This is a genomic window from Mesorhizobium sp. L48C026A00 (assembly GCF_000502375.1).
GTDB classification, from domain to species: Bacteria; Pseudomonadota; Alphaproteobacteria; order Rhizobiales; family Rhizobiaceae; genus Mesorhizobium; species Mesorhizobium muleiense.
On sequence record NZ_AYWU01000002.1, the window covers coordinates 408,701 to 435,054 of the forward strand.

The 26,354-nt window shown below is 62.5% G+C and carries 24 protein-coding genes and 1 pseudogene; 20 read left to right on the top strand and 5 right to left on the bottom strand.

Annotated features, from left to right (window positions below; genetic code table 11):
* Window positions 1-185: 185 nt before the first annotated feature.
* From araD to X738_RS82185, 4 genes and pseudogenes are all read left to right on the top strand, one after another.
* Window positions 186-1,928, top strand: a complete 1,743-nt coding sequence (gene araD / locus X738_RS49000) for an L-arabinonate dehydratase (RefSeq protein ID WP_023797397.1) — start codon at window positions 186-188, stop codon at window positions 1,926-1,928.
* Between the two features lie 10 nt (window positions 1,929-1,938).
* Window positions 1,939-2,853: a dihydrodipicolinate synthase family protein gene (locus X738_RS49005; protein ID WP_023797398.1), complete on the top strand. Its 915-nt coding sequence runs from the start codon at window positions 1,939-1,941 to the stop codon at window positions 2,851-2,853.
* Between the two features lie 83 nt (window positions 2,854-2,936).
* A complete protein-coding gene (locus tag X738_RS49010; protein WP_023797399.1) occupies window positions 2,937-3,647 on the top strand; it encodes a ribonuclease activity regulator RraA in 711 nt (236 codons plus the stop codon).
* Window positions 3,648-3,848: 201 nt separating this feature from the next.
* Window positions 3,849-3,974: pseudogene (locus tag X738_RS82185) on the top strand (hypothetical protein); the annotation flags it as partial.
* 289 nt (window positions 3,975-4,263) lie between these two features.
* Here the strand turns inward: X738_RS82185 and X738_RS49015 are convergent.
* The 3 genes from X738_RS49015 to X738_RS49025 all read right to left on the bottom strand — a co-directional run bounded on the left by X738_RS49015 (window position 4,264) and on the right by X738_RS49025 (window position 6,210).
* Window positions 4,264-4,773, bottom strand: coding sequence for a Clp protease N-terminal domain-containing protein (locus X738_RS49015; protein WP_023797401.1), 510 nt, complete (start codon window positions 4,771-4,773; stop codon window positions 4,264-4,266).
* 9 nt (window positions 4,774-4,782) lie between these two features.
* Window positions 4,783-5,004, bottom strand: coding sequence for a helix-turn-helix domain-containing protein (locus X738_RS49020; RefSeq protein ID WP_023797402.1), 222 nt, complete (start codon window positions 5,002-5,004; stop codon window positions 4,783-4,785).
* 162 nt (window positions 5,005-5,166) lie between these two features.
* Window positions 5,167-6,210: a LacI family transcriptional regulator gene (locus tag X738_RS49025; RefSeq protein WP_023797403.1), complete on the bottom strand. Its 1,044-nt coding sequence runs from the start codon at window positions 6,208-6,210 to the stop codon at window positions 5,167-5,169.
* 387 nt (window positions 6,211-6,597) lie between these two features.
* Here X738_RS49025 and X738_RS49030 point away from each other — a divergent pair, with 387 nt between their 5' ends.
* The 8 genes from X738_RS49030 to X738_RS49065 all read left to right on the top strand — a co-directional run bounded on the left by X738_RS49030 (window position 6,598) and on the right by X738_RS49065 (window position 14,562).
* Window positions 6,598-7,830, top strand: coding sequence for an ABC transporter substrate-binding protein (locus X738_RS49030; protein ID WP_023797404.1), 1,233 nt, complete (start codon window positions 6,598-6,600; stop codon window positions 7,828-7,830).
* 114 nt (window positions 7,831-7,944) lie between these two features.
* Window positions 7,945-8,838 (top strand): carbohydrate ABC transporter permease, encoded by an 894-nt coding sequence (locus X738_RS49035; protein ID WP_023797405.1) that lies wholly within the window; start codon window positions 7,945-7,947, stop codon window positions 8,836-8,838.
* On the top strand, window positions 8,831-9,766 hold the full coding sequence (locus X738_RS49040; protein ID WP_023797406.1) for a carbohydrate ABC transporter permease: 936 nt from the start codon (window positions 8,831-8,833) through the stop codon (window positions 9,764-9,766). Before X738_RS49035 ends, X738_RS49040 begins: the two co-directional genes overlap by 8 nt.
* A 2-nt stretch (window positions 9,767-9,768) precedes the next feature.
* The gene (locus X738_RS49045) at window positions 9,769-10,866 is read left to right on the top strand and encodes an ABC transporter ATP-binding protein (protein WP_023797407.1); all 1,098 of its coding nucleotides are present in this window, start codon (window positions 9,769-9,771) and stop codon (window positions 10,864-10,866) included.
* A gap of 55 nt (window positions 10,867-10,921) precedes the next feature.
* Entirely contained in the window at window positions 10,922-11,668 is a 747-nt protein-coding gene (locus X738_RS49050) for a sugar phosphate isomerase/epimerase family protein (RefSeq protein WP_023797408.1), read from the top strand.
* A gap of 12 nt (window positions 11,669-11,680) precedes the next feature.
* On the top strand, window positions 11,681-12,844 hold the full coding sequence (locus X738_RS49055; protein WP_023797409.1) for a Gfo/Idh/MocA family protein: 1,164 nt from the start codon (window positions 11,681-11,683) through the stop codon (window positions 12,842-12,844).
* 124 nt (window positions 12,845-12,968) lie between these two features.
* A complete protein-coding gene (mgrA, locus tag X738_RS49060; RefSeq protein ID WP_023797410.1) occupies window positions 12,969-14,015 on the top strand; it encodes an L-glyceraldehyde 3-phosphate reductase in 1,047 nt (348 codons plus the stop codon).
* A 142-nt stretch (window positions 14,016-14,157) separates the two neighbouring features.
* Complete coding sequence (locus X738_RS49065; protein WP_023797411.1) at window positions 14,158-14,562, top strand: Fur family transcriptional regulator; 405 nt, start codon at window positions 14,158-14,160, stop codon at window positions 14,560-14,562.
* A gap of 254 nt (window positions 14,563-14,816) precedes the next feature.
* Here the strand turns inward: X738_RS49065 and polA are convergent, their stop codons facing one another.
* On the bottom strand, window positions 14,817-17,783 hold the full coding sequence (gene polA, locus X738_RS49070) for a DNA polymerase I (protein WP_023797412.1): 2,967 nt from the start codon (window positions 17,781-17,783) through the stop codon (window positions 14,817-14,819).
* Between the two features lie 402 nt (window positions 17,784-18,185).
* Between polA and X738_RS49075 the strand changes: the two genes are divergently transcribed.
* The 8 genes from X738_RS49075 to X738_RS49110 all read left to right on the top strand — a co-directional run bounded on the left by X738_RS49075 (window position 18,186) and on the right by X738_RS49110 (window position 25,295).
* Window positions 18,186-19,571, top strand: a complete 1,386-nt coding sequence (locus X738_RS49075; protein ID WP_023797413.1) for a M20/M25/M40 family metallo-hydrolase — start codon at window positions 18,186-18,188, stop codon at window positions 19,569-19,571.
* 111 nt (window positions 19,572-19,682) lie between these two features.
* Window positions 19,683-20,303 carry a ribonuclease D gene (locus tag X738_RS49080; RefSeq protein ID WP_023797414.1) on the top strand — a complete coding sequence of 207 codons (621 nt, stop codon included), beginning with the start codon at window positions 19,683-19,685 and terminating at the stop codon, window positions 20,301-20,303.
* 51 nt (window positions 20,304-20,354) lie between these two features.
* Window positions 20,355-20,603 (top strand): hypothetical protein, encoded by a 249-nt coding sequence (locus X738_RS49085; RefSeq protein WP_023797415.1) that lies wholly within the window; start codon window positions 20,355-20,357, stop codon window positions 20,601-20,603.
* A 105-nt stretch (window positions 20,604-20,708) separates the two neighbouring features.
* Window positions 20,709-20,963, top strand: a complete 255-nt coding sequence (locus X738_RS49090; RefSeq protein ID WP_023797416.1) for a GlsB/YeaQ/YmgE family stress response membrane protein — start codon at window positions 20,709-20,711, stop codon at window positions 20,961-20,963.
* 26 nt (window positions 20,964-20,989) lie between these two features.
* Window positions 20,990-21,136: a hypothetical protein gene (locus tag X738_RS82190; protein ID WP_023797417.1), complete on the top strand. Its 147-nt coding sequence runs from the start codon at window positions 20,990-20,992 to the stop codon at window positions 21,134-21,136.
* A 207-nt stretch (window positions 21,137-21,343) separates the two neighbouring features.
* Window positions 21,344-21,733: a hypothetical protein gene (locus X738_RS49100; protein WP_023797418.1), complete on the top strand. Its 390-nt coding sequence runs from the start codon at window positions 21,344-21,346 to the stop codon at window positions 21,731-21,733.
* Between the two features lie 450 nt (window positions 21,734-22,183).
* Window positions 22,184-24,439, top strand: a complete 2,256-nt coding sequence (locus X738_RS49105) for a transglycosylase domain-containing protein (protein ID WP_023797420.1) — start codon at window positions 22,184-22,186, stop codon at window positions 24,437-24,439.
* Between the two features lie 103 nt (window positions 24,440-24,542).
* Window positions 24,543-25,295 (top strand): SDR family NAD(P)-dependent oxidoreductase, encoded by a 753-nt coding sequence (locus X738_RS49110; protein ID WP_023797421.1) that lies wholly within the window; start codon window positions 24,543-24,545, stop codon window positions 25,293-25,295.
* A 185-nt stretch (window positions 25,296-25,480) separates the two neighbouring features.
* Here the strand turns inward: X738_RS49110 and X738_RS49115 are convergent, their stop codons facing one another.
* Window positions 25,481-25,930, bottom strand: coding sequence for a baeRF12 domain-containing protein (locus X738_RS49115; protein ID WP_023797422.1), 450 nt, complete (start codon window positions 25,928-25,930; stop codon window positions 25,481-25,483).
* Window positions 25,931-26,354: the final 424 nt, after the last annotated feature.

A 26,354-nucleotide genomic window follows, 5' to 3' on the forward strand; every position in this document is an offset into this window, starting at 1 on the left:
TCTCCCGCTGCCACACAACCCTCTCCCATGCGCGTCTATGTTAGCGCATACATCTTCATGCACGAAAACGAGTGTTTCTGTCAACCTTACCGGCATTGCGGCACAAATTATATTTCTAGCGGACGTGCCAAATTGACAAACATGAATGTTATCGCATACATCCACCGATCCGCGTGGAGGATGTCATGCCCAACGACAAGCGAAGGACACCGGCGTCGCTGCGGTCGGCGCGCTGGTTTGCGCCGGACGATCTGCGCAGCTTCGGTCATCGGTCGCGCCTGATGCAGCTCGGTTATTCCGAGGAGGATTTTCGCGACAGACCGGTGATCGGGGTTCTCAACACATGGTCCGAGCTGAACTCTTGCCACGCGCATTTTCGCGAACGCGCGCACGACGTGAAGCGCGGTGTGGCCCAGGCCGGCGGCTTCGCCGTGGAATTGCCAGCGCTCTCTGTGGACGAGACGTTCACCAAGCCCACCTCGATGCTCTACCGCAACATGCTGGCGATGGAGACGGAGGAAATGATCCGTTCGCATCCGCTCGACGGCGTGGTGCTGATGGGCGGGTGCGACAAGACCACGCCGGGGCTGGTGATGGGCGCGCTCAGCGCCGGCGTGCCGATGATCTTCCTTCCCGCCGGCCCGATGCTGCGCGGCAATTATGCCGGCAAGACGCTGGGCTCCGGTTCGGATGCCTGGAAATTCTGGGACGAGAGGCGCGCGAGCAAGATTTCGGATGACGAGTGGACGGGTATCCAAAGCGGCATCGCGCGGTCGGCCGGCGTCTGCATGACGATGGGCACGGCCTCGACGATGACGGCGATCACGGAAGCGCTGGGGCTGTCGCTGCCGGGCGCTTCCTCGATACCCGCTGTCGATTCGGACCACCAGCGCATGTCGGCAGCCTGCGGACGGCGCATCGTCGAGATGGTTTGGGACGACCTCACACCCAAAAAAGTCGTCACCGCGGCGGCCGTCAGGAACGCGGCTATCGTGGCGATGGCCACCGGCTGCTCGACGAACGCCGTGGTTCACCTCATCGCGATGGCGCGCCGCGCCGGCGTGCCGCTGACTCTCGACGATCTTGACGCGCTCGGCCGCACCACGCCGCTGATCGCCAACGTTCGCCCCGCCGGCAAGGACTACCTGATGGAGGATTTTTACTACGCCGGCGGCCTCCGTGCGCTGATGGCGCAATTACGCGAGCGGCTCGACCTTTCGACGCTGACGGTCACCGGCAAATCGCTCGGCGAAACGCTCGAGGGCGCGCGGGTATGGAACGACGACGTGATCCGCCCGCTGTCCAACCCAGTCTATTCGGAAGGGTCGCTCGCCGTGCTGCGCGGCAACCTCTGCCCCGATGGCGCCGTCATCAAGCCGGCCGCCTGCGAACCGCGCTTCCATGTCCATGAAGGGCCGGCGCTGGTGTTCGACAGCTATCCGGCGATGAAGGCGGCGGTCGACGACGAAGATCTCGATGTCACGCCGGACCACGTGCTGGTGCTGCGCAATGCCGGCCCGCTGGGCGGACCGGGTTTTCCCGAATGGGGCATGCTACCGATTCCCAAGGCGCTGATCAGAAAGGGACATCGTGACATGCTGCGCATCTCCGATGCGCGGATGTCGGGAACCTCCTACGGGGCGTGCGTGCTTCACGTCGCGCCGGAGGCCTATATCGGCGGGCCGCTTGCGCTGCTGCGGACAGGCGACGTCGTGCGGCTCGATTTGCCGAACCGGCGGCTGGACATGCTGGTGGCGGACGACGAACTGGCGCGCCGCCGGGCCGACTGGTCACCCCCCGCTCCGCATTTCGAACGCGGCTGGGGCTGGATGTTCTCGCGCCATGTGACGCAGGCCGACAAGGGCTGTGATTTCGATTTCCTCGAACGCGATTTCGGCGCTTCGGCCGGCGAACCGGACATTTTCTGAAAGGCCAGGCATGACACTTTCCCTCGATCAGGCGCTGACCGGCATATCGGGCATTCTGGTTACGCCTTACGACGAACACGGCGAGATCGCGCCCGAACGGCTTTCCCCGATCCTCGACCGGGCACTGGACGCCGGCGTGCACATGCCGGTGGTCAACGGCAACACCGGCGAGTTCTATGCGCTGACCACCGATGAGGCGGTGACAATGGCGCGCGAAGTCGTTTCGATGGTAGCTGGCCGCGCGCCGGTGCTCGCGGGCGTTGGGCGGAGCATCCGTGACGCGCAGAAGCTGGCGAAAGTATCCGCCGAAGCCGGAGCCGCTGCGCTGATGGTGCACCAGCCGCCAGACGCATTCGTCGCGCCGCGAGGGCTGGTCGATTACCTGAACGCGGTGGCCGATGCATCGGGCGGCTTGCCCATGATGCTCTATCTGCGCAACGACACGATCGGCACGCGCGCCATCGCCGAGCTTTGCGGCCTTCCAGGCGTGAAGGGGGTGAAATGGGCGACGCCTAATCCGCTTCGCCTGGCGGAAGCGCGGGCTGCCTGCGACCCGTCGATCGTCTGGGTCGGAGGTCTGGCCGAGGTCTGGGCGCCGGTCTTCTATGCCGTTGGCGCACGAGGGTTCACCTCCGGGCTGATAAACGTATGGCCCGAACGGTCGGTCGCGATCCATGCCGCACTCAAGGCCGGCGAATTCGAGAAGGCGAACGCACTTATCGATGGAATGCGAGTCTTCGAGGAAATCCGCGCGGAGGAGATGGGCGGCGCCAACGTGACCGGCGTAAAAGCGGCGCTGATCGCGCAGGGCCTTGGCTGCGGACCGACGCGCCCGCCCTCGGCCTGGCCGCTCACTTCGGCGCAGCAGGCGAGGCTCGACGCCTTTTTAGTCGCGAACCGCCTTGCGGCGGGAAAGCCCAACTGAATTGCGAATTGCCTTCCGCCCACACCGGCGACCGGAGAAACCACGGCGCTTGCAGTGCCAGCACCTGAATTGAGGAAGCGAACATGGACGAGAACCTGCGCGAACAACTGATGGGCGTTTCCGTCGCCACCCTGGCCACAGCGCTGTTCAAGCGCGGCCTGCGCAACCAGGTAATCCAGGGCGTGGGTCCGTTGCAGCGAAAAGGCCGCAACATGGTCGGGCCGGCCTTTACGCTGCGCTACATCCCCGCGCGCGAGGACCGTAACCAACTCACTGAATTCCGCAAGCCGGATCATCCGCAGCGCGTCGCCGTCGAAACCTGCCCGGCGGGCCATGTGCTCGTCATGGATAGCCGCAAGGATCCTCGCGCGGCATCCGCGGGCGACATCCTGGTGACTCGTTTGATGGTGCGCGGGGTCGCCGGCGCCGTTACCGACGGCGGGTTCCGCGACGCCGCGGTGATCGGCGGACTCGATATCCCGGCCTACCATACGCGGCCGTCCAGCCCGACCAATCTCACTCTGCACGAGGCATTGGACCTGAACGTGCCGATCGGTTGCGGTGACGTGGCCGTGTTCCCCGGAGATATCGTGATTGGAGACGACGATAGCGTCATCGTCATTCCCCGGGAAATCGCCGGCGAGGTGGCCGATGAGGCGGCTGAGATGACGATCTACGAGGATTTCGTGGTCGAACAGGTTAAGGCGGGCGTTCCGATAATCGGGCTTTATCCCTGCACGCGAGACGAACACGCCGAACGGTTCAAAACGTGGCGCGCCGAGCGCGGCCGATAGGCATTGCTCGCGCAACCGGAAGGTTGGTCCTCGCCCACTCGGAGTGCCAGCGCCTGATCAATGTGACATCGGAGAACGAAGCCATGATTCACGGTATGAGCTGAACCGAACGCCCGATATCAGCGTTCAACTTCTCACTTCTGTTCGATGCTGATTCCGTAGCGCGGTGGATCTGGTCGGCTGGCAGCGGGTTCAGCTATCGCCAGGGGCCGCGGCACCTCGAACCTGATCCAGGCGCAACGCGATTTCTTCGGCACGCACGGCTTCGAACGCATCGACGGGCCGGGCGCTTTCCATGGCCCTTGGGGGAGCGGAGCGGCAGGTTAGCGCCGCATGTCGGTCGTTTAGGCGATCCGAATTAGCCTGAAACCGGACATTCCTCGACCGCCTTGGTCGTAGCGAAGAAGTGCCGGCGCAGTCCACTGCCGGATTGCCCCTCAAGGAGACAACCGGCAGTGGTCTGCGGACGTTGGAGAGAAACACTCTCCAAACAAAACCGCCGGATGAGCCATCCGGCGGCAGACATAGTTGTGCCGCCGAAGTTCAGCCGAATACTTCGGCGCATGCGTTCGAACACTCCGTCCGCCACGGAAAAACCTACCTACACCACCTTCCGTCAGCTGGCGCGCAAGAACTTGTTCGCCGCCGCCTTCAGCGCAGCGGGATCGACTTCCATGCAACGCAACGCACGTGCCGCCACTCCCTGCTCCATCGCGGCGACTATAGCCACGACATGCGCACCCAGCAGTGGCCGGTGATCGTTTCGGTTGGCCGCCAATTCCTTCATCACCTCAGCTCCCGACGGGGCTGCGTCATAAAGGCCTGCGGCTGCCTGAAGCGGTTCTGGGGTCAAACCCCCGGATATGTGCTCCCCGGCGTTCACCCCAACCGAGCGGAGGGCTTCCCGATATTGGGCGCCGACCGCGTCGCGGAAGCCAGCGGCGTCCGCGCCAATTTCGCGGAATGCGAGACGGGCGGTATTGTCGGGAAGATCGATGGCCGCCAGCAGGAAATGTTCGGCTCCGGCCTGTCGCTGCTGGTCCTGTAGAGCGTAGTTTTCCGCACTTTCGCACAGTGTCTTGATGGTGCGGACGTTCGATAGACGGGTTTTGATGCCGCTGAGCATGATCGTCTCCTATGGCGGATTGTCCTGGGCGTTGATGTCGGACAGCCGCTTGTGGGCTGCCTGCTTGGAGATGCCGAGTGCCTGGGCAATCTTCGCCCAGGACCAACCTTGCTTCAGGGCCGCCCTGACCGCTCTACGCTCCAATAGGTCAGCCGCCCGCCGAAGCGCAACGACCGCAGCCAAGGCTTCCTCCGGCTCGTCAGGTGTGGGCAGTTGGCGGACATCGATCATGTGTCAACATTAGTTGACGAAATCGACCCGTGTCAACATATGTTGACGGGAACGATGCGTTCGGGCCGGTTTGCAGAGAACCCGGAGCAAGTCGAGAGCGGCCACCAGGCATGCCATCTGTGACTTCTGGTTTTGGGAAAAATCCGGTGCTTGAAAAAAAGATCAGTCGGGAGGGCGATAGGCCAGAACCCCGGTCGGCTTGCTCAGGCTCTGCAAGGAACCAGGTGTTGCGCCGCCGATCCAGCCCAACACTGAGCGGGCGAGCTCGGCGCCGGCCAGCCGGAAGTTCTCGTTGACCACCAGCAATTCCCTGCGGAACAGGTGCAGCAGGTCGGACGACTGCTTGGACACCACGTCGACGTCCCGGCCGAGCTTGAGCCCGGCGTCCTCGATGCCGGCGACGATGGCGAGTGTCGCGGCAGCGGCACTGCTGACGAAACCGTCTGGCCTGACGTCGCGGCGCATCAGCTGCGCGGTCCTCATCCTGATCTGCTCGATCGAATGGTCGACCGAAACGGTGTTGAACGGGATCTCGCTGGCGCCGACCTCGCTCAGCGCATCGGTGAAGCCGTTCAGCGTATGACTGTGGTAGGTCAGCTCGACTGGAGGTGCCAGCAGAGCCAGCCTGCGGCGGCCGATGCCGGCCAGGTGGCGCACAGCCTCCGTCGCGAACGCGTAATTGTCGAAGTCATGATAGGGATGGATCAGCCCCATGTCGGTGCGGCCATGCGTGGCGAAGGGAATGCCACGCTCGAGCATGTAACGGGCCCTGGGATCATCCGGCTGGGTGCGCGAGATGATGACGCCGTCGGCGGAGCCGGTCTCCAAGAGATAACGTATCGGGTCCAGGGGATCCTGAAAGCGTGAATAGGGCGTGACGATCAGGTGATAGGGTGTGTCGGCGATGACTTCCGAGACGCCGTAGATGATGTCCGAGACAAAGCTCATGATCTCGCGCTCGGTGTTGAGCACGAGGCTGATGACGTTGGTCTTGCCGGTCCGCAGCCGCACACCGGCGCGGTTCGGCCGGTAACCGATCTGCTTGGCGACGAGCTGGACGCGCCGCCTGGTTTCGGCGCCGATCTCGGGCGCGTCCTTCAGCGCCCGCGACACGGTGGTGACGCCCAGCCCGGTCATGAAGGCAAGCGTCTTCAATGTCGGCCTGCCCGAGCCCTCGTCGTCCTTTTCCGTCTGGTCTCTGTCCATTCATCCCGCCCATTAGGCGCATAGCAGTTGCCGTGCAGGTCGGCAATCGGCGATGAACACCCTATATACTGAAACGTTACAGATTGTCACTTGCCATCGCGCAGCGGCCAGTAAAAGCTAACCTGGATGAGCGGCGCTCCGTTCGACACAAAGTCGGTGGGCGTCGGCAAGGGACTTGCCCGCTAGCAAGGTTTTGCCGAATTTCACGCATTGCAGCATCATTTTCGCATTGCAGCCTGGCTTGCTGCGGTGCAGTAGGCGGACATTGCGCGGCGGGTTTGTTCGCGGCTCGAAAAAATGCCGAGTTGCTCCTGTTCGGGGGTTGCGCGCCTCCAACAATTGCCGTATCGAAAATCTGTAACGTTTCAGATTCTGGGAGGAGCCGAAATGCGATACCAAATCATGACCGCTGCGTTGGCGGTGACAACCGCGCTCGCCGCCCCGGCGGCAGCGACCGATCTGGAAGTCACCCATTGGTGGACTTCAGGCGGCGAGGCGGCGGCGGTCGCCGAATTCGCCAAGGCGTTCGACGCGACAGGCAATCATTGGGTCGACGGCGCCATCGCCGGCTCCGGCGGCACGGCGCGGCCGATCATGATCAGCCGCATCACTGGCGGCGACCCGATGGGCGCCACCCAGTTCAACCACGGAAGGCAAGCGGAAGAATTGGTGCAGGCCGGTCTGATGCGCGATTTGACCGAGCTCGCCACCAGGGACAAGTGGGCGGAAATCGTCCAGCCGAAGAGCCTGCTCGACGGCTGCACCCTCGACGGCAAGATCTATTGCGTGCCGGTCAACATTCACTCCTGGCAGTGGCTGTGGCTGTCGAACGCGGCCTTCGAAAAGGCCGGTGTGCCGGTGCCGAAGAATTGGAATGAATATGTCGCGGCCGCCCCCGCGCTGGAGAAGGCAGGCATCATACCGCTGGCGGTCGGCGGGCAGCCCTGGCAATCCTCGGGCGCCTTCGACGTGCTGCTTACGGCGGTCGGCGGCACAGACGCTTTCTTGAAGGTCTATCGCGACAAGGATGCCGAATTCGCCGCCGGGCCCGAAGTCGCGAAGGTATTCAAGGCCGCGGACGATGCCCGCAAGATGGCGAAGAACACCAATGTGCAGGACTGGAACCAGGCCACCAATCTCGTCATCTCCGGCAAGGCCGGCGGCCAGATCATGGGCGATTGGGCGCAGGGCGAGTTCCAGGTTGCCGGGCAGACCGCCGGCAAGGACTATACGTGTCTTCCCGGCCTTGGCCTGAACGAGGTCATTGCCACCGGCGGCGACGCCTTCTACTTCCCGCTGCTGCAGGACGCAGAAAAGTCCAAGGCGCAGGAAGCGCTGGCCGAAACGCTGCTCGATCCCAAGACGCAGGTCGCCTTCAACCTCAAGAAGGGCTCGCTGCCGGTGCGCGGCGATATCGACCTCAAGGCGGCGAACGACTGCATGAAGAAAGGGCTCGACATCCTGGCCAAGGGCAGCGTCATGCCCTGGACGGACCAGCTGCTGTCGCAAGACACCCAAAAGCAGAAGGAGGACCTTTTCTCCGAGTTCTTCGCCAAGCCGGACATGACCGTGGAAGAGGCGCAAAAGCGCTTCGCCGACATCGTCGCCTCAGCGGACTGACGATCGACGAACCGCTCGCTCCCGGCCCACGACCGCGGGGCCGGGAGCTCCGGGTCAAGTCTTGACCCTTGGCCCTGACCCTTCGGCCTTACCCGATCCAGCCCGGCTGTGCAGATGAGCAAGAGCGAACGCCCCAACCAACTCTTCCGCAACCTTAATGCCAAGGTCGCCTCTATTCCGATGGTCCTCACCGCACTGGTGATCTTCGTTGGCGGCAGCGCGTGGACGGTGCTCTATTCCTTCACCAATTCAAAACTGCTGCCGCGGCTGAACTTCGTCGGGCTCGACCAGTATTATCGGCTGTGGTCGACGCCGCGCTGGCTGGTCTCGATCGAGAACCTGCTGGTCTACGGCGTGCTGTCGCTGGTGTTCTCTCTGGTCATCGGCTTCATACTGGCGGCGCTGCTCGATCAGAAGATCCGCTTCGAGGACACGTTCCGCACCATCTTCCTCTACCCGTTCGCGCTCTCCTTCATCGTCACCGGTCTGGTCTGGCAGTGGCTGCTCAACCCGGAGTTCGGAATCCAGGGGGTGGTGCGCGGCCTCGGCTGGGAAAGCTTCAGCTTCGATCCGCTCTACAATTCCGACATCGTCATCTACGGCATCTTGATCGCCGCGCTCTGGCAAGGCACCGGGCTGATCATGTGCCTGATGCTGGCGGGCCTGCGCGGCATCGACGAGGATATCTGGAAGGCCGCGCGGGTGGATGGGATACCCACCCTGAAGACCTATCTGTTCATCATCATCCCGATGATGCGACCGGTCTTCATCACCGCGCTGGTCATCATCGCTGCCGGCATCGTCAAGGTCTATGACCTGGTTGTCGCACAAACCAGCGGCGGTCCCGGCATCGCCTCCGAAGTGCCGGCCAAATATGTCTATGACTACATGTTCTTCGCCCAGAACCTCGGCCAGGGTTTTGCTGCCTCGACCATGATGCTGCTGTCGGTGGTGGTCGTCATCGTTCCCTGGGCCTATCTCGAATTCGGAGGCAAGAAGCGTGGCTGACCTTGCCGTTCCCCTGCCTGCCGGTACGGGCTCTATCGGGCTTGAGGCATCCGGGCCGCGAGGGCCGAAGCCGCGGCATGTGTTCTCGCGCCGCAACATCTTCCTCTACGGCACGCTGATCGTGGTGGCGCTGTATTATCTGCTGCCGCTCTACGTGATGGTGGTGACATCGCTCAAGGGCATGCCGGAGATACGCCTCGGCAACATCTTCTCGCCGCCGCTGGAGATCACCTTCGAGCCTTGGGTGAAGGCCTGGTCCAGCGCCTGCACCGGCCTCAACTGCGACGGGCTCTCGCGCGGCTTCTGGAATTCGGTGCGCATCACCGTTCCGTCGGTCATCCTGTCGATCGCCATCGCTTCGGTGAACGGCTACGCGCTTGCCAACTGGCGCTTCAAGGGCGCCGATACTTTCTTCGTCATCCTGATCGTCGGCGCCTTCATCCCCTATCAGGTGATGATCTATCCGATCGTCATCATCCTGCGCGAGATCGGCCTCTATGGCAGCCTAAGCGGCCTGGTGATCGTCCATTCCATTTTCGGCATGCCGATCCTGACGCTGTTGTTCCGCAACTATTTCACTTCCATGCCGGAGGAACTGTTCCGGGCGGCACGCGTCGACGGCGCCGGCTTCTGGGGCATCTATTTCCGGATCATGCTGCCGATGTCGCTGCCGATCTTCGTCGTCGCCATCATCCTGCAGGTGACCGGCATTTGGAACGACTTCCTGTTCGGCGTCGTCTACACCCGCCCCGACACCTATCCGATGACGGTGCAGCTCAACAACATCGTCAACTCGGTGCAAGGCGTGAAGGAATACAACGTCAACATGGCCGCCACCATCCTGACCGGCCTGGTTCCGCTCGTCGTCTATTTCGTTTCGGGCAAGCTTTTCGTGCGTGGCATCGCCGCCGGCGCGGTGAAAGGATGATGATGACAAGACTCGAAAATCCCAGCGTTTCGATCCAGGACCTGTCGCTGAATTTCGGCGCAATTTCGGTGCTGGAAACCCTCAACATCGATGTCGCCGAGGGCGAGTTCATCGTGCTGCTCGGGCCGTCCGGCTGCGGCAAGTCGACCTTGCTCAACTGCATCGCCGGCCTGCTCGACGTTTCGGACGGCCGCATCTTCATCAAGGGCAAGAACGTCACCTGGGAGGAGCCCAAGGACCGTGGCATCGGCATGGTGTTCCAGTCCTATGCGCTCTACCCGCAGATGACGGTGGAGAAGAACCTGTCGTTCGGGCTGCGCGTTGCCGGCATTCCCAGGGACGAGATCGCTAGGCGCATCGCTCGGGCCGCCGAGATCCTGCAGATCGAGCCATTGCTGCAGCGCAAGCCGTCGGCGCTTTCGGGCGGCCAGCGCCAGCGTGTGGCGATCGGGCGGGCGCTGGTGCGCGACGTCGACGTCTTCCTGTTCGATGAGCCGCTCTCCAATCTCGACGCCAAGCTGCGCGCCGAATTGCGTGTCGAAATCAAACTGCTGCACAGCAAGCTGCAGAACACCATGATCTATGTCACCCACGACCAGATCGAGGCGATGACGCTGGCCGACCGCATCGCGGTGATGAAGGGCGGCGTCATCCAGCAGCTCGACGCACCGCAGACCATCTACAATCGCCCGGTCAACCGTTTCGTCGCCGGCTTCCTCGGCTCGCCGGCGATGAATTTCCTCGACGGCAGGCTGGAGAAGGACGATGGCAACTGGCACTTCGTCGCCGAGGAGGTGCGGATCCCGCTTGCCACCTACGCTTTCGAAAAGAAGCCCGTGCCGGGAGCGGCGGTGTTCGGTATCCGGCCCGAGCATGTCGCGTTCAACAGCGGCTCCGGATGGCCGTTCACAGCCACGTCAAATGTCGTGGTCGTCGAACCCATGGGTTCCGACACGCTGGTCTGGCTGAAGCTCGCAAATCAGAATTTCACCGTGCGGGTGACATCTGAGCGCACGCCAAACAACGCCGACACCGTGAGCATCGGTTTTGACCCGATGCGCGCTTCGCTGTTCGACGCTGCAACCGGCAACCGCCTGTAACACCCCGAGAATTTCACCCTCAAGCACATCCATCCCCAGAGAACGGACAGAGACGATGAATTGGTCATTCCAACTTTACAGCGCCCGCAACTTCCAGCCTTGGGCAGGGGTGCTCAAGTTGCTCGGCGAGCTTGGCTACGCGCAAGTCGAGGGGTTCGGCGGCGTCTATGACGATCCCGGGGCATTTCGCGCCGAACTCGACAAGAACGGCCTCGCCATGCCGACCGGCCATTTCTCGATCGATGCGCTCGAGAACGATTTCGACGGCGTGCGCAAAATCGCCGACGCGCTCGGCATCACGCTGCTCATCTGCCCCTATCTGGTCGCCGAGAGCAGGCCGACCGATGCCGCCGGCTGGCGCGGCTTCGGCGCACGCCTGGCCAAGGTCGGCGAGACGGCTGAAAAGGCCGGCTACGGCTTTGCCTGGCACAACCATGATTTCGAGTTCAAGAAGCTTGCCGACGGTTCGGTGCCGCAGGACCACATCCTGGCGGCAGCGCCCGACATCGGCTGGGAGATGGACGTCGCCTGGGTGGTGCGCGGCGGCGACGATCCGCTGCCCTGGATCGAGAAGCATGGCAAACGCATCGCCGCCGTCCATGTCAAGGACATCGCCAAGCCCGGCGAGGGCCTCGACGAGGACGGCTGGTCGGATGTCGGCCACGGCACGATCGACTGGGCCGGTCTGATCCAGGCGCTGCGCGCCAAAAGCGCCGCCAAATACTACGTCATGGAACACGACAACCCCAACGACATCGAGCGCTTCGCCCGCCGCTCGATCGCAGCCGCCAAGACCTATTAGGAGCAAACCAGCATGGCAAAAAAACTTGGGGTCGGCGTCATCGGCTGCGGCAACATTTCGAAGGCGTATTTCTCGTTTGCGCCGCTGTTTCGCGGCATCGAGATGCGCGCCTGCGCGGATATCAACATGGATGCAGCCAAGGCGCGGGCGAAGGAGTTCAAGCTGCGCGCCGAGACAGTCGAAGGGCTGCTCAAGGCCGACGACATCGACATCATCGTCAACCTCACCGTTCCGGCGGTGCACTATGAGGTGTCGAAACAGATCCTCGATGCCGGCAAGCACGTCTATTCGGAAAAGCCGTTCGTGCTGTCGGTCAAGGAAGGGCTGGACCTGAAGAAACTGGCGGAGAAAGACGGACTGCGCATCGGCTCGGCGCCGGACACTTTCCTCGGTGGCGCGCACCAGCTCGTCCGCAACCTCATCGACAGTGGCAAGCTCGGCAAGATCACCAGCGGCACATGCCATGTGATGAGCCATGGGATGGAGCACTGGCACCCCAATCCGGATTTTTTCTTCCAGCCTGGCGCTGGTCCGGTGCTTGATATCGGACCCTATTACATCACCAACCTGATCCAGCTGATCGGGCCGGTGAAGCAGGTGGCGGCCTTCGCTTCGATCCCCTCGACAGAACGCACCATCAGTTCGAAGCCGCGCGCGGGCGAAAAAATCCTGGTCGCGACGCCGACGACCATCCACGGCGTGATGGAGTTCGAGAATGGCGCCGTGGTGACGCTCAATAGCAGCTGGGACGTGTGGAGCCATGGCCATGCGCCGATGGAACTCTACGGCGAATTGGGCACGGTGTTTTTGCCGGATCCGAATTTCTTTGGCGGCGACGTTCGCTTCACCAATGCCGCCAAGCCGGTCAAGAAGCTGCCGAAATGGAAGCATCCGTTCGGCGTGGCCAACCAGATGCATTCGCACGGCATGATGGCCAACTATCGCACCGCCGGTCTCGCCGACATGGCGCTGGCGATTGCGGAAGGCCGGCCGCATCGCTGTTCGATGGACCTGGCGCTGCATGCGGTCGATGTGATGACCGGCATGTTGCGGTCGGGCGCGAGCGGAAAGTTCGTTGCCATGCAGACCACCTGCGAACGGCCTGCGGCACTGGGCGTCAAGGATGCGGAAGGGCTGTTGGCGAAGAAGAATGGGCTCTTGGCGAAGAAGAAGTAACGCAAGCGCTTCAGCGATCCCTCTCCCCACAGGAACGGCGAGAGGCTAAGGGTGAGAGGCAGAGCCGACTCACCCTTTATCGCGGTGGCAACTGCCGGGCTCGCTTTTGATTTGAGGATCTCCCATGCCCTATGTCCCCGCCGAAAACCGTTACGAGAACATGGTCTACAATCGCTGCGGGCGATCCGGCCTGAAATTGCCAGCGATCTCGCTCGGGCTCTGGCACAATTTCGGTGACGACACGCCGCACCGGACCAAGCAGGCGATCGCGCGCAAGGCCTTCGATCTCGGCATCACGCATTTCGACCTCGCCAACAATTACGGCCCGCCGCCCGGTTCGGCGGAGACGGCTTTCGGCGAAATCCTGCGGACGGATTTCTCCTCTTTTCGTGACGAGCTGATCATCTCGACCAAGGCCGGGTATGAGATGTGGGCCGGACCCTATGGCGAGTGGGGCGGGCGCAAATATGTGCTGGCCAGCCTCGATCAGAGCCTGAAGCGGATGGGGCTCGACTATGTCGACATCTTCTATTCGCACCGTTTCGATCCAGAAACGCCGCTGGAAGAAACGATGGGCGCGCTCGATCACGCGGTGCGCTCGGGCAAGGCGCTTTATGCCGGCATCTCCTCCTACAATTCGCAGCGCACGCGCGAGGCCGCCGACATATTGAAGCAGCTCGGCACGCCTTGCATCATCCATCAGCCGAGCTATTCGATGCTCAACCGCTGGGTCGAGGACGACGGTCTGCTCGACACGCTGGAGGGGCTCGGCGTCGGCTCGATCGTGTTCACGCCGCTGGCGCAAGGCATGCTGACCGACAAATATCTCGGCGGCATCCCTGAGGGCAGCCGCGCTAGCCAGGGCAAGTCGCTGCGGCCGGCCTTCATCAACGACAAGACCATCGTCAACATCAAGGCGCTGAACGCCATCGCCGGCCGACGCGGCCAGACGCTGGCGCAGATGGCGCTGGCCTGGGTGCTGCGCAAGGGCCGGGTGACCTCGGCGCTGATCGGCGCCAGCCGGCCGGAACAGGTCGAGGATTGCGTCGGCGCGCTGAAGGCGCTCGATTTCAGCGATGCCGAACTCGCCGAAATCGACACCTACGCGCGCGAGGCCGACATCAATCTGTGGGCCGCCTCCGCCGAGCGCAAGGGTCCGCCACGCAAGTGATTCAGGGCAATCACTTCAGGTTTGCGGCGCCGGCACAGAAACAGTAGCAAAAAGGCCGGTTCGTCGCTATCTGGAGAGAATTGAAGCCGCTTGCATGCGGAAAATGACGAGCAACCGGCGCAAAACGGGTTGGAACAGGATCATGGCGGCAAGGGATGTGCTGACGAAAAACCAGTTGTGCGTGCTCGAGAAACTCGAGGCCGCCAGCGGGCCGCTCAGCGCCTATACATTGCTCGACCAGCTTCGCGATCGGGGTTTTCGCGCCCCGCTGCAGGTCTATCGCGCGCTCGACACGCTGGTGAAGTCCGGCTTCGTGCACCGGCTCGAAAGCCTCAATTCCTTTGTCGCCTGCGCCGAGCCGCACGACCACAGCCATTCGATGACCGCCTTTGCCATCTGCGACACATGCGGGCAGGTGACCGAATTCTCCGACCATGATGTCGGGCACCGGCTCGACGAATGGGTACGCTCGACCGGCTTCGCCGCCAAGAAGGCGGTGATCGAGTTCCGCGGCACCTGTGCCAAATGCCTGGCCGAGGCGGCTTAAGGGCCGGTTGTGCCGTGACCTAGCGGTGGAAGCCGGAGGGACAGCGCCCCCCTCTGTCCTGCCGGACATCTCCCCCACACGGGGGGAGATCGGCCATTATCCCGGCTTTCGCCAATCTCCAACGGAGCAAGATGGTTGCAGCGCCGAAGCTGCCAATCTCCCCCCTCGTGGGGGAGATGTCCGGCAGGACAGAGGGGGGCGCGAAGGATCGCTACAGATTGCAACTGGTCGGCCGCGGACATCCGCATGAGGCGCTAATGCGCCTCTTCCCAATTGTCGGCGGCGCGGGCGTCGACGTGCAGCGGCACCGACATCGACACCGCCGGCATCGCGGCGTTCTCCATGACATGACGCACGACGGGGATCGTCGCCTCGACCTCCGCTTCGGCCGTCTCGAAGACCAGTTCGTCATGCACTTGCAGCAGCATGCGGGCGGACAGCTTCGCCTTTTCCAGCGCTTCGTCCATGCGGATCATGGCGCGGCGGATGATGTCGGCCGCGGTGCCCTGCAGCCGGGCGTTGATCGAGGCGCGCTCGTTGAAGGCACGGACCGACGGGTTTGACGACCGTATCTCCGGGTAGTGGATGCGGCGGCCGAAGATCGTTTCGACATAGCCGTATTCGCGGGCATAGGCCTTGGTCGCGTCGATATAATCGCGGATGCCGGGGAAGCGTTCGAAGTATTTCTTGATGTAGGCGCCGGCCTCTTCGCGCGGGATCGACAGCTGGTTGGCCAGGCCAAAGGCGGAAATGCCGTAGATGATGCCAAAATTGATCGCCTTGGCGCGGCGGCGTACCTCCGAGGGCATGCCCTCGACCGGCACGTTGAACATCTCCGAGGCGGTGATGGCGTGGATGTCGGCGCCGTCGGCAAACGCCTGCTTGAGCTGCGGGATCTCGGCGACATGGGCGAGCACGCGCAGCTCGATCTGGCTGTAGTCGGCGGAAACCAGCTTGTTGCCCTTGTCGGCGATGAACGCCGTCCGGATCTTTCGCCCCTCGACGGTGCGTACCGGAATGTTCTGCAAATTGGGATCGGAGGACGACAGCCGGCCCGTCGTCGTTGCGGCAAGCGCGTATGAGGTGTGGACGCGCTTCGTATCGGGATGGACGAAACCGGGCAGCGCATCGGTATAGGTCGATTTCAATTTGGTCAGCTGGCGCCAGTCGACTATCTTGCGCGGCAGCTCGTGGCCCTCTGCGGCGAGGTCTTCCAGGAGCTGCGCCGAGGTCGACCATTGGCCGGTCTTGGTCTTGGAGCCGCCGGGCAGGCCCATCCTGCCGAACAGGATATCGCCGAGCTGTTTTGGCGAGCCGATATTGATGCGCTCACCGACGAGCTGGTAGATCTCGTCCTCCAGCCGCGCGGCGCCCTGTGCCAATTCGCCGGAGAGCCGCGACAGGATCTGCCGGTCGACGGAGATGCCGCGCTGCTCCATCCTTGCCAGAACCGGCACCAGCGGCCGTTCCAGCCGCTCGTAGACCGAGACGAGGCCCTTGGCGGCAAGCCGCGGCTTCAGCACCCGCCAGAGCCTGAGCGTCACATCGGCGTGCTCCGCGGCATAGGCCGTTGCCTTGTCGATGTCGACCTGGTCGAAGCCGACGAAGCTTCGTCCAGAGCCGGCCAGTTCCTTGAGGGCAATGGTCGAGTGGCCGAGCCACTTTTCCGACAGGGCCGCCATGCTGTGGCCGCCGGACGTGCCTGCGTCGAGCACATAGGAAATCAGCATGGTGTCGTCGAAGGGGGCGATATCGATGCCGTGGCGGCTCATGACGACGAGGTCGTATTTCAGCTCCTGAACGATCTTGAGAACCGACCTGTCCTCCAGCAACGGCTTCAGAATGGCAAGCGCATCACGGATCGGAATCTGGTTTTCGACCACTCCGCCGCCGAGCAGGTCGCCATTGCCGCGTTTGTGGGCGAGCGGCACATAGGCGGCGCGACCGGGCGCAGTGGCTATGGACAGGCCGATCAACTCGGCCTGCATCGGATCGGGTGAATTGGTCTCGGTGTCGAAGCCGACGATGCCGGCGTCCATCGCCACGGCCACCCATGCCTTCAACACTTCAGTGTCGCGGATGGAGACGTAGGCGCTGGTGTCGATCTTGCTGGCGGTGGCGTCCTCGAAGCGAAGCGCCGAGAGAAGCGATGGGGTGTCGCCTTGCTTGGGTTCCACCTTGACGGTGGCCGGCACCGCTTCCCCGGCTTCGTCTGTCACTGTGCCCGCCGCGCTTTCGGCGGCGCCCGGCACGCCAAACCCCATATCGGGACCATGCGCGGTGTCGGCGCGCTCGATAATGACGGGAACGGGTTTGACGTCAGCCGCTTCTGTTCCGGTTGCTTCCGCCACGCGGCGGGTCAGCGAGGAGAATTCCATCGTCTTGAGGAAGCCGATCAGCCTTGGTCCGTCGGGCGGGTGCAACACGAAATCATCGAGCCCGCCGTTCAACGGCACGTCGTTCTTCAGCGTCACCAGTTCACGCGAGATGCGCGCCTTGTCGGCGTTGGCGATGATCGATTCGCGGCGTTTGTCCTGCTTGATCTCGGCGGCGCGGGCGAGCAGCGTATCGAGATCGCCGAACTGTTCCAGCAATTGCGCTGCGGTCTTCGGCCCGATGCCGGGCACGCCCGGCACATTATCGACCGAATCGCCGGTCAGCGCCTGCAGGTCGATCATTTTTTCCGGCGGCACGCCCCATTTCTCGATCACCTCGGGAACGCCGATCTGGCGGTCCTTCATCGGGTCGTACATGGCGACCGAAGGGCCGACCAGCTGCATCAGATCCTTGTCGGAGGAGATGATGGTGGTATCGGCGCCGGCTTCGCAGGCAAGCCGGCAATAGGTGGCGATCAGGTCGTCGGCCTCGTAGCCTTCCGTCTCGAGGCAGGGCAGGTTGAAGGCCCTGGTCGCCTGGCGGATCAGGCCGAACTGCGGGATCAGATCTTCCGGCGGTGCCGAGCGGTTGGCCTTGTATTCGGGGTAGAGATCGTTGCGGAAGGTTTTCGACGAATAGTCGAAGATGACGGCGAAATGCGTCGGCACGATGCCGACATCGGTGTTGCGGGCGTCCTGCGTCAGCTTCCACACCATGTTGCAGAAGCCGAGAACGGCACTGGTCGGCAGCCCATCGGATTTGCGGGTCAGTGGCGGCAGCGCGTGATAGGCACGGAAGATGTAGCCGGAGCCGTCGACAAGGAACAGATGATCGCCTTTTTTCATGGGACGAAGGGATAGCGCGGCGCGGCGTCGTGGTCCATGCCAAAGGCGGCCTCAACCACCGGTTCCGGCAACATCCCTGACACGTCGATCCGATCACGGGTATGTTACGAAAGTGTAATCTTCGTGCCCTTGAATCGCCACGTTCGGAGACACAGATAAACGCCATCGGCATTTTTCGCCGAGGTCCGGAGCAAGGCCCGTCCCCCGCCTATCCCGGACACTTGCGGCAGCCTATCCCCCTCTCCGGGCTGCCGCATCGTTTCGAGTAAAGGCCGCCGTGGTTCCCCCTCCACCACGGCGGCATTTTTTTGCCTTTCGGTGCCCGTGGTCCAACGACCGCCGGCTTTTCGTTTCTGCCTCGCAGCTTTAGGGTTGCCGCTCAGAATCGAAAGGCTTGATAAAATGTCCAGAATTTCTCCCGTCCTCGACCGCCTCGACAAAAATCTCGACGAGAGCCTGGAGCGCCTGTTTGGCCTGCTCAGGATCAAGTCGATCTCCACCGATCCATCCTATGCCGCAGACTGCCGCAAGGCGGCGGAATGGCTGGTGGCTGAGCTCGAGCTGATCGGCTTCGACGCCAGCGTGCGAGACACGCCAGGCCATCCGATGGTGGTGGCGCACCATGACGGGCCGGCAGGCGCGCCGCATGTCCTGTTCTATGGCCATTACGACGTGCAGCCGGTCGACCCGATCGAGCTCTGGGAAAGCGATCCGTTCGCACCTTCGGTAAAGCAGATCGAGCCCGGCCGCCAGGTGATCACGGGACGTGGTTCGGCCGACGACAAGGGGCAGTTGATGACCTTCGTCGAGGCTTGCCGCGCCTGGAAGCAGGTGCATGGCGGGCTGCCGTGCCGCATCACAATTCTGTTCGAGGGCGAGGAGGAGTCCGGCTCGCCATCGCTGAAGCCGTTCCTCGAGGCAAATGCGGCCGAACTCAAGGCCGACTTCGCGCTCGTCTGCGACACCGGCATGTGGGACCGCGATACGCCGTCGATCTGCGTCGCGCTGCGCGGTCTGGTCGGCGAGGAGATCACGGTGAAAGCCGCCGACCGCGACCTGCATTCCGGTCTCTACGGCGGTGCTGCCGCCAATCCGATTCGCATCCTGGCCAGGATCCTGGCCGACATCCACGACAAGGACGGCCGCGTCACCATTCCCGGTTTCTATGACGGTGTCGAGGAAACGCCTTCGCAGATCCTGAAGTCGTGGGAGGCGCTCGGCGAGACCGCTGAGACGTTCCTTGGGCCCGTCGGCCTGTCGATCCCTTCCGGCGAACACGGCCGCTCGGTGCTCGAACTCACCTGGGCGCGGCCGACTGCCGAGTTCAACGGCATTATAGGTGGCTATACCGGCAAAGGGTTCAAGACGGTGATCGCGGCGGAAGCCTCGGCAAAAGTGTCCTTCCGCCTCGTCCACAAGCAGAACCCGGAAAAGATCCGCGCCGCTTTCCAGGCCTTCGTCAGGGAGCGCATCCCGGCCGACTGCTCAGTCGATTTCCACTCGCATGGCGGCTCGCCGGCGATCCAGCTTTCCTACGACTCGCCATTTCTCGCCAAGGCCAAGGACGCGCTGTCCGACGAGTGGCCGAAGCCGGCGGTGACCACGGGAAGCGGCGGCTCGATCCCGGTGGTCGGCGATTTCCAGACTTATCTCGGCATCGAATCCTTGCTTGTCGGTTTCGGGCTCGACGATGACCGCATCCATTCGCCGAACGAGAAATACGAGATGAGTTCCTTCCACAAGGGCCAGCGCTCGTGGGCGCGCATTCTCGACGCGCTGACACGCTGAGAGGGCCAGACTGCAACTTTCTGTTGATTTTTCATCGGATCGCGGCGAGGACGGGATAGAGCGACGCCGCGCCCAGTTGGACGCACGAATGGGCCGCGACCGGAGAAGACGATGAGCGATATCCGCTTCCACAAGAACGACCTGCCCGGGCTCTTGCACTACGACGTCGGGGCGGTCGCGATCGACACGGAGACGCTGGGGCTCAATCCGCATCGCGACCGGCTTTGCGTGGTGCAGATCTCGCCGGGCGACGGTTCCGCCGACGTCATCCAGATCGCGCCCGGCCAGAAGAAGGCGCCAAACCTCGTCAGCCTGCTCAGGAACCGCAGCATAACCAAGCTGTTCCATTTCGGCCGTTTCGATCTCGCCGTCCTCTACAACGCCTTCGGCGTCATGCCAGAGCCGGTGTTTTGCACCAAGATCGCCTCGCGGCTGACCCGAACCTACACCGACCGGCACGGGCTGAAGGACATTTGTTTTGAGCTTCTCGGCGTCAGCCTGTCGAAGGCGCAGCAATCGTCGGACTGGGCGGCGGAGACACTGTCGCCCGAACAACTCGAATACGCAGCCTCCGACGTGCTTTACCTGCACCAGCTGCGCGATGTGCTGACGATGCGGCTGGCGCGCGACAACCGGACCAAGGAGGCCGAGGCCTGCTTCCGCTTCCTGCCGACGCGTGCGAAACTCGACCTGATGGGCTGGGATGAGGCGGACATCTTCGCCCACAGCTAAGTGGAACCAGGCGTTCGCCTCGACGTTCTATCGATCGATGGAGGGGATGAAATGGCTGCCAGAAAACCAATCGAAACAGCACCCAGGGATGGCTCCAAGGTCACCGTCTACTGGAAGGACAGCGACGGGGTGATGAACGAATCCATCGCGCAGTACAGGTCGCTCGACCGGCTGAAAGCGGCCGGCGGCGACTGGGACGAGAACGACACCGGCTGGTGGGCCTATACAGACGGTCATACGCAAAGAAAGATCGAGCCGATCAGCTGGCGGCCTGCATCCGGGGATGACGACGGCGAATGACGCCGCTGGCGGGGCCGGCTTCTTTCCAATAGGTTGGACCTGTTGCAATCGGAGGTCGATTCGGAGCTTTCCGCTCCGCGACCATTCGCTCGGGAGGGATCTGCAATGGGTACTGAGAGCCTGCTTGTCTTCATCATCATCGGCGCCATCGCCGGCTGGCTCGCCGGCTTGATCGTCAAGGGTTTCGGCCTCGGCCTGATCGGCAATATCGTCGTCGGCATCGTCGGCGCCTTGATAGCCGGCTTGCTCTTCCCAAGGCTGGGATTCGCCATAGGCGGTGGCATACTTGCCTCCATTATCCACGCCACGATCGGCGCGGTGATCCTGCTCGTGCTGATCAAGCTGGTGAAGCAGGCCTGATCCTGCGAAGCACATCAAGGCGCGCCATGAAACAGAACATGCTCTATCTCGTCATCGGCGCGCTCGTCGTCGTGGTCATCGCGCTCGGCATCTATGTCTATCGCGAGCAAACCAGGCCGGAGGGCGTGGAACTCAAGATCGACGACAAAGGCATTTCGATCCAGCAGAACTGAGCGGCGTTGGGGTGGCACGGCAGAGGTGCCGATGATCTAACCCTATCAGGCCGAAAATTGACGATAAGGCAGGGGCCGCTCCATCCTTCGATGCACCCGGATAGAAGCCAAGCCGGATATGGAATGAGAGTGACGTATCGACACATTCGCGGTATGATCTTGGTACAGGGAGTTTGGGGCCAACCCACCTACTATTAGGAGGTTGCCATGAGGCACCAAACACTGGACCAACTGCATACGGTGGCAAAGGTACACAGAGACCCAACACCTCCTGCAATGGACCGAACCCAGCGTCTCGAACGTTGGTCAAAACTTCTTGAACGGCAGCCCAACCGACTCCTCACCGCACTTATCGGGACCGAATATCGTTCGTCACCCGAGCGCGACATTATGCGTGGCGAAGGCTCGCCAATATCGGTTGCCTTCGAGGATTCGGTCCTGCGCGATGAGGGGCTGAAAGACGATACTTATGGCGAAGCAAAGCGTTTCTTCGAATTGACCGACGATGAGCTCCACGAAATTGTCTGCTACTGCCATGTGGGCGAGACGATGCAATCATCCTGGGCAGCGCTTTCCGTTCGTGCTGCGATTGGCTAACGCATGATCCCCAGTACGCGTAACTTTGGTAACAAGGTCATGCGTAGATTCAATGGGTTAGAGCGCGATCGAACGCACTTTACCGATCGCGCTCTAATGACGAGCATAGATTGCGGCTACCTTGCTATTGGCGGTCCGCGCCGAACGACTGCGGCTGGGCAGTTGATGCCGAAATGCGAGAACGCTCCGCCGTCTCGCGATAGACGCCATTGTTGCCGACCGCCAGGAGCAAGGAACGGAGCGGTGACGTGCCGTAACGCATTGAACTAACTTTGAACCATTTAACCCGCCCTTAAATCGCCGCATCTATTCTTCACCCCGAACGCCATGGAGCGACGTGCGTCCGTTCGGACGCACAGAGTGCGCTCTACGACTTTGAAGCTTCGCATCGGCCCGAAAATTGCGAGTTTCGGGCCGATGCGATAGGCATCGGGACAGACAGCACAGCGCATGGCGAACCGCAGAGACAGCCGCATCGAACCGAGCTTCGAGGGACCGCCACGGGCGAAATCCTCGGCCGGTTTTTCGGTGAGCGAGGAGGATCGCGTCGTGCCGAGCAACCGCAAGACCTCTGCAAAGCGCCAATCGGCCAAGACAAAATCGTCGCGTCGAGGACGCGGCAAAAGCCGGCGCGGCCTGTTCGGCGTGCTCGGCCGGTTGGCCTACTGGTGCTTCGTTCTGGCCATCTGGGGCGGCATCGCCACCGCCGGCATCGTTGTCTATTACGGTGCGAAAATGCCGGCGGCCACCACCTGGGCCATTCCCGACCGCGCACCCAATATCAGGATCGTCTCCGTCGACGGAAAGCTGCTTGCCAATCGCGGCATGAGCGGCGGCGAAGCCGTCGGCCTGCATGAAATGTCGACCTATATTCCCGAAGCCGTCATCGCCATCGAAGATCGCCGCTTCTATTCGCATTTGGGCATCGACCCGATCGGTCTGTCCAGAGCCATGGTGGCCAACGTTCTCGGCGGGCGTTTTTCGCAGGGCGGCTCGACGCTGACCCAGCAATTGGCGAAAAACCTGTTCCTGACACCCGATCGCACGCTGGAACGCAAGGTGCAGGAAGTGCTTCTGGCGCTGTGGCTCGAGCACAAGCACACCAAGGACCAGATCCTCGAAATGTATCTCAACCGGGTCTATTTCGGCTCCGGCGCCTATGGTGTCGAAGCGGCCTCGCGCCGCTATTTCGGCAAGAGCGCGCGCGACGTCACGTTGCCGGAGGCCGCGCTCCTCGCCGGCCTGTTGAAAGCGCCGTCGCGACTGTCTCCGGCGCGTGACCCGAAGGCCGCCGAGCAGCGCTCGCAGCTTGTTCTCGCCGCCATGCGGGACGAAGGCAAGATCAGCGCCAAGGAACTGACCACGGCGATGAGCGCGCCGGCGTCGCGGGTGGCATCCTACTGGACGGGCTCGGAAAACTATGTCGCCGACACCATCGTGGAAGAACTGCCCGACCTGATCGGCGACGTGCGCGGCGACATCATCGTCGACACCACCGTCGACCTCACGCTGCAGAAGCTCGCTGAACAATCGATCCGCCGGCTGATCGACGGGAGCGGCAAAAAGCTCAATGCCAGCCAGGGCGTGCTGGTGTCGATAGACAATTCCGGCGCGGTCCGTGCCATGGTCGGCGGCTATGATTATTCGACCAGCCAGTTCGACCGCGCCTCGGAGGCGCGCCGCCAGCCGGGCTCGGCGTTCAAGCCCTTTGTTTACATGGCGGCGCTGGAGGCCGGCCGTACGCCCGACAGCGTGCGCAATGACGCGCCGATCAGAATAGGCAAATGGACGCCAACCAATTACGGCGGCAAGTATTTCGGCAAGGTGACGCTGGCGACGGCGCTGGCGAAATCGCTGAACTCGGTGGCCGCCCAACTGACGATGGAAGTCGGACCTGACGCCGTCGTCGAGGCGGCGCATCGCATGGGCATCCAGTCCGACCTCACGGCCAACACCTCGATCGCGCTCGGCACCTCTGAAGTGACGCCGCTTGAATTGACGTCGGCCTATGTCCCCTTCGCCAATGGCGGCCACCGGCCGGACGTCCATTTTATCCGCCGCGTGACGACAGCCGGCGGCAAGGTGCTCTACGACAACAATGGCGGCGGCGCCCCGCGCGTCGTCAAGCCCGAGATCGTCGGTATGATGAACTCGATGATGACCGGCACTGTCGAAATCGGCACTGCCAGGAAGGCGGCCTTTGCCTGGCCGGCCGCCGGCAAGACCGGCACCAGCCAGAATTCGCGCGACGCCTGGTTCATCGGCTATACAGCCAATCTCACCACCGGCGTCTGGTTCGGCAATGACGATGGCAGTCCGATGAAGAAGGTCACCGGCGGCGCGCTGCCGGCGCAGGCCTGGCATGAATTCATGGTCGCCGCGCATGAAGGCGTGCCGGTGCGGCCGCTGCCTGGAACATGGAGGTCGACGCCTGCGGATACGATCGTGCAGGACGAAATACCGTCCAACACGCCGCAACCGGCGCCGGTGCCGTCCGCTTCGGTCAGCCAATCCGCGCCGTCCGCCCAAAAAGCGTCATCGCCTCGCGCTGTGCGTCCAGCCGAAACGGTCGATGGCGGCGGCTTCGGCATGCCGGGCGGTGACAGCACCACCGCATCGATCAAGCGCCCGGTGCCGCCCGGCGATGTCGGCGGCCCGGTCAAGAAGCGGCAGACCTCGATCCTCGACATCCTCACCGGCGGCTGACCCCTCGTCATCGCTGCCGTGTTCCGCTACATCTCCGGGTTAAAAGTGCTAGAGCGTACTTTGTGCGTCCAAAGGGACGCACGTCGCCCTAGAGAGATCGCGAATGGCTGAGACCGACACCAGAAAGACCATCGTGCTGACCGGCGCCAGCCGCGGCATCGGCCATGCCACGGTCAAGCGCTTTTCGCGCGAAGGCTGGCGCGTCATCACCTGCTCGCGCCAGGCCTTTGCCGAAGACTGCCCGTGGCCGGCCGGTCCGGAAGACCACATCAAGGTCGATCTCGCCGACCAGGAGGATGTCGGCATCGCGATCTCGGAAATCCGCCATCGGCTGGAATCGCATGGCGGTCAGCTTCATGCGCTGGTCAACAATGCCGGCATCTCGCCGAAGCTCAAGGACGGCAACAGCCGCATGAATTCGATCGACACGCCGATGCACGTCTGGCGCGACGTGTTCCAGGTCAATTTCTTCGCACCGATCATGCTGGCGCGGGGATTGTTTAGGGAATTGGCGTCGGCCAAAGGCTCGATCGTCAACGTCACCTCGATCGCCGGCACCCGGGTGCACCCCTTCGCCGGCACCGCCTATGCGACGTCGAAGGCCGCGCTCGGCTCGCTGACGCGCGAAATGGCGCATGATTTCGGCCCGCACGGCATCCGCGTCAACGCCATCGCACCCGGCGAGATCGACACGGCGATCCTGTCGCCGGGCACGGAAAAGATCGTCGAGACGATTCCGCTGCGACGGCTGGGCACCACGGCCGAAGTCGCCGACATCATCTTCTTCCTGTGCTCGCAGCAGGCGTCTTATGTGACGGGCTCCGAAATCCACATCAATGGCGGCCAGCACGTGTGAATGGTGTTTCGCCCCACTCTCTGTCCGTGAGGTAACCCGGCATCGCCATCAAAAACAGTGAAGCGATTCATGCGACGCGCTTAAGTTCGTTCTTTCGTATACCGGTATCCAAACCTCGGCGCACTTTTGGGCGCCATGTATCAAGCCGGGCAGTTGACGGAATTGATTGAAAGTGGTCGCCGCGATCAGGCCGCCTGCAGCAGGTTCTCGATGTCGACGATGGTGTGGTTGGTCAACGTCTTCGGAATTTCCACTGTGATTTTCTCGGCGACTTCCTTGTGCAGTTTTCGGCGCATGTCGCCTAGCACCTGCGGCGGTGCGATCAGCACCATCTCCTTGAAGGCGCCGCGATGCGCGAGCTTGTACAGCCGCTCGGCAATTTCGTCGGCGAAACGCTCCTTGCCGAGGCGATGCCAGTCAGTGTCCTCGACTGCGCTGCGGTGGACGGATGGGCCATCGCTGTAGCGGCCAGGGCGGTCCGAACCTTGCTCTCGCGTCGCCGGATTTTCCTGTTCCATCTCCTGCACGACCTGAAGGTCGGGATATTGGGTGTCGCCGCGGTTCTCGAGGAACAGTGCCTTCTCGCCGTCGGCGACCACGACCCACAGTCCGCGTTTCAGCTTGAGGTTGTTCACCGGAGCGCTCCTTTTTCTGTTTTTCATGGTTTTCCAGGCCCGTCTCTGGAGCCATTGCCGCAGCTGGACAGCCAGGCTCGGATTCGCACAGACAAACGCGCGCCGAGGCAGGAATGTTCCGGTGACGACAAGCACGGCGAGCAAGCCAACCAACGGGGATGACGGTGCTCAGCGCATGTCGGCTTTAATCTATTAGATTGGTAGAATTTAGAAAAAAGTGTTTTGTAATATATCTCGCTTGTCGCTAGAACGGCCGCAGATCAAGGCTCGCAACAGCGGCTTGGATCCGCTCCACTCGTGGGTGTGGAATTTTTTTCTCCTGCCTCTGGTGCTTGCGGAAAAGCGATTGCTTCGCACGAAGCGATGCGCGAGTGCGTTCCTTCTGTTTTTTCGCGCCCGCGCGTAAAACCGACAGCGTATTCAG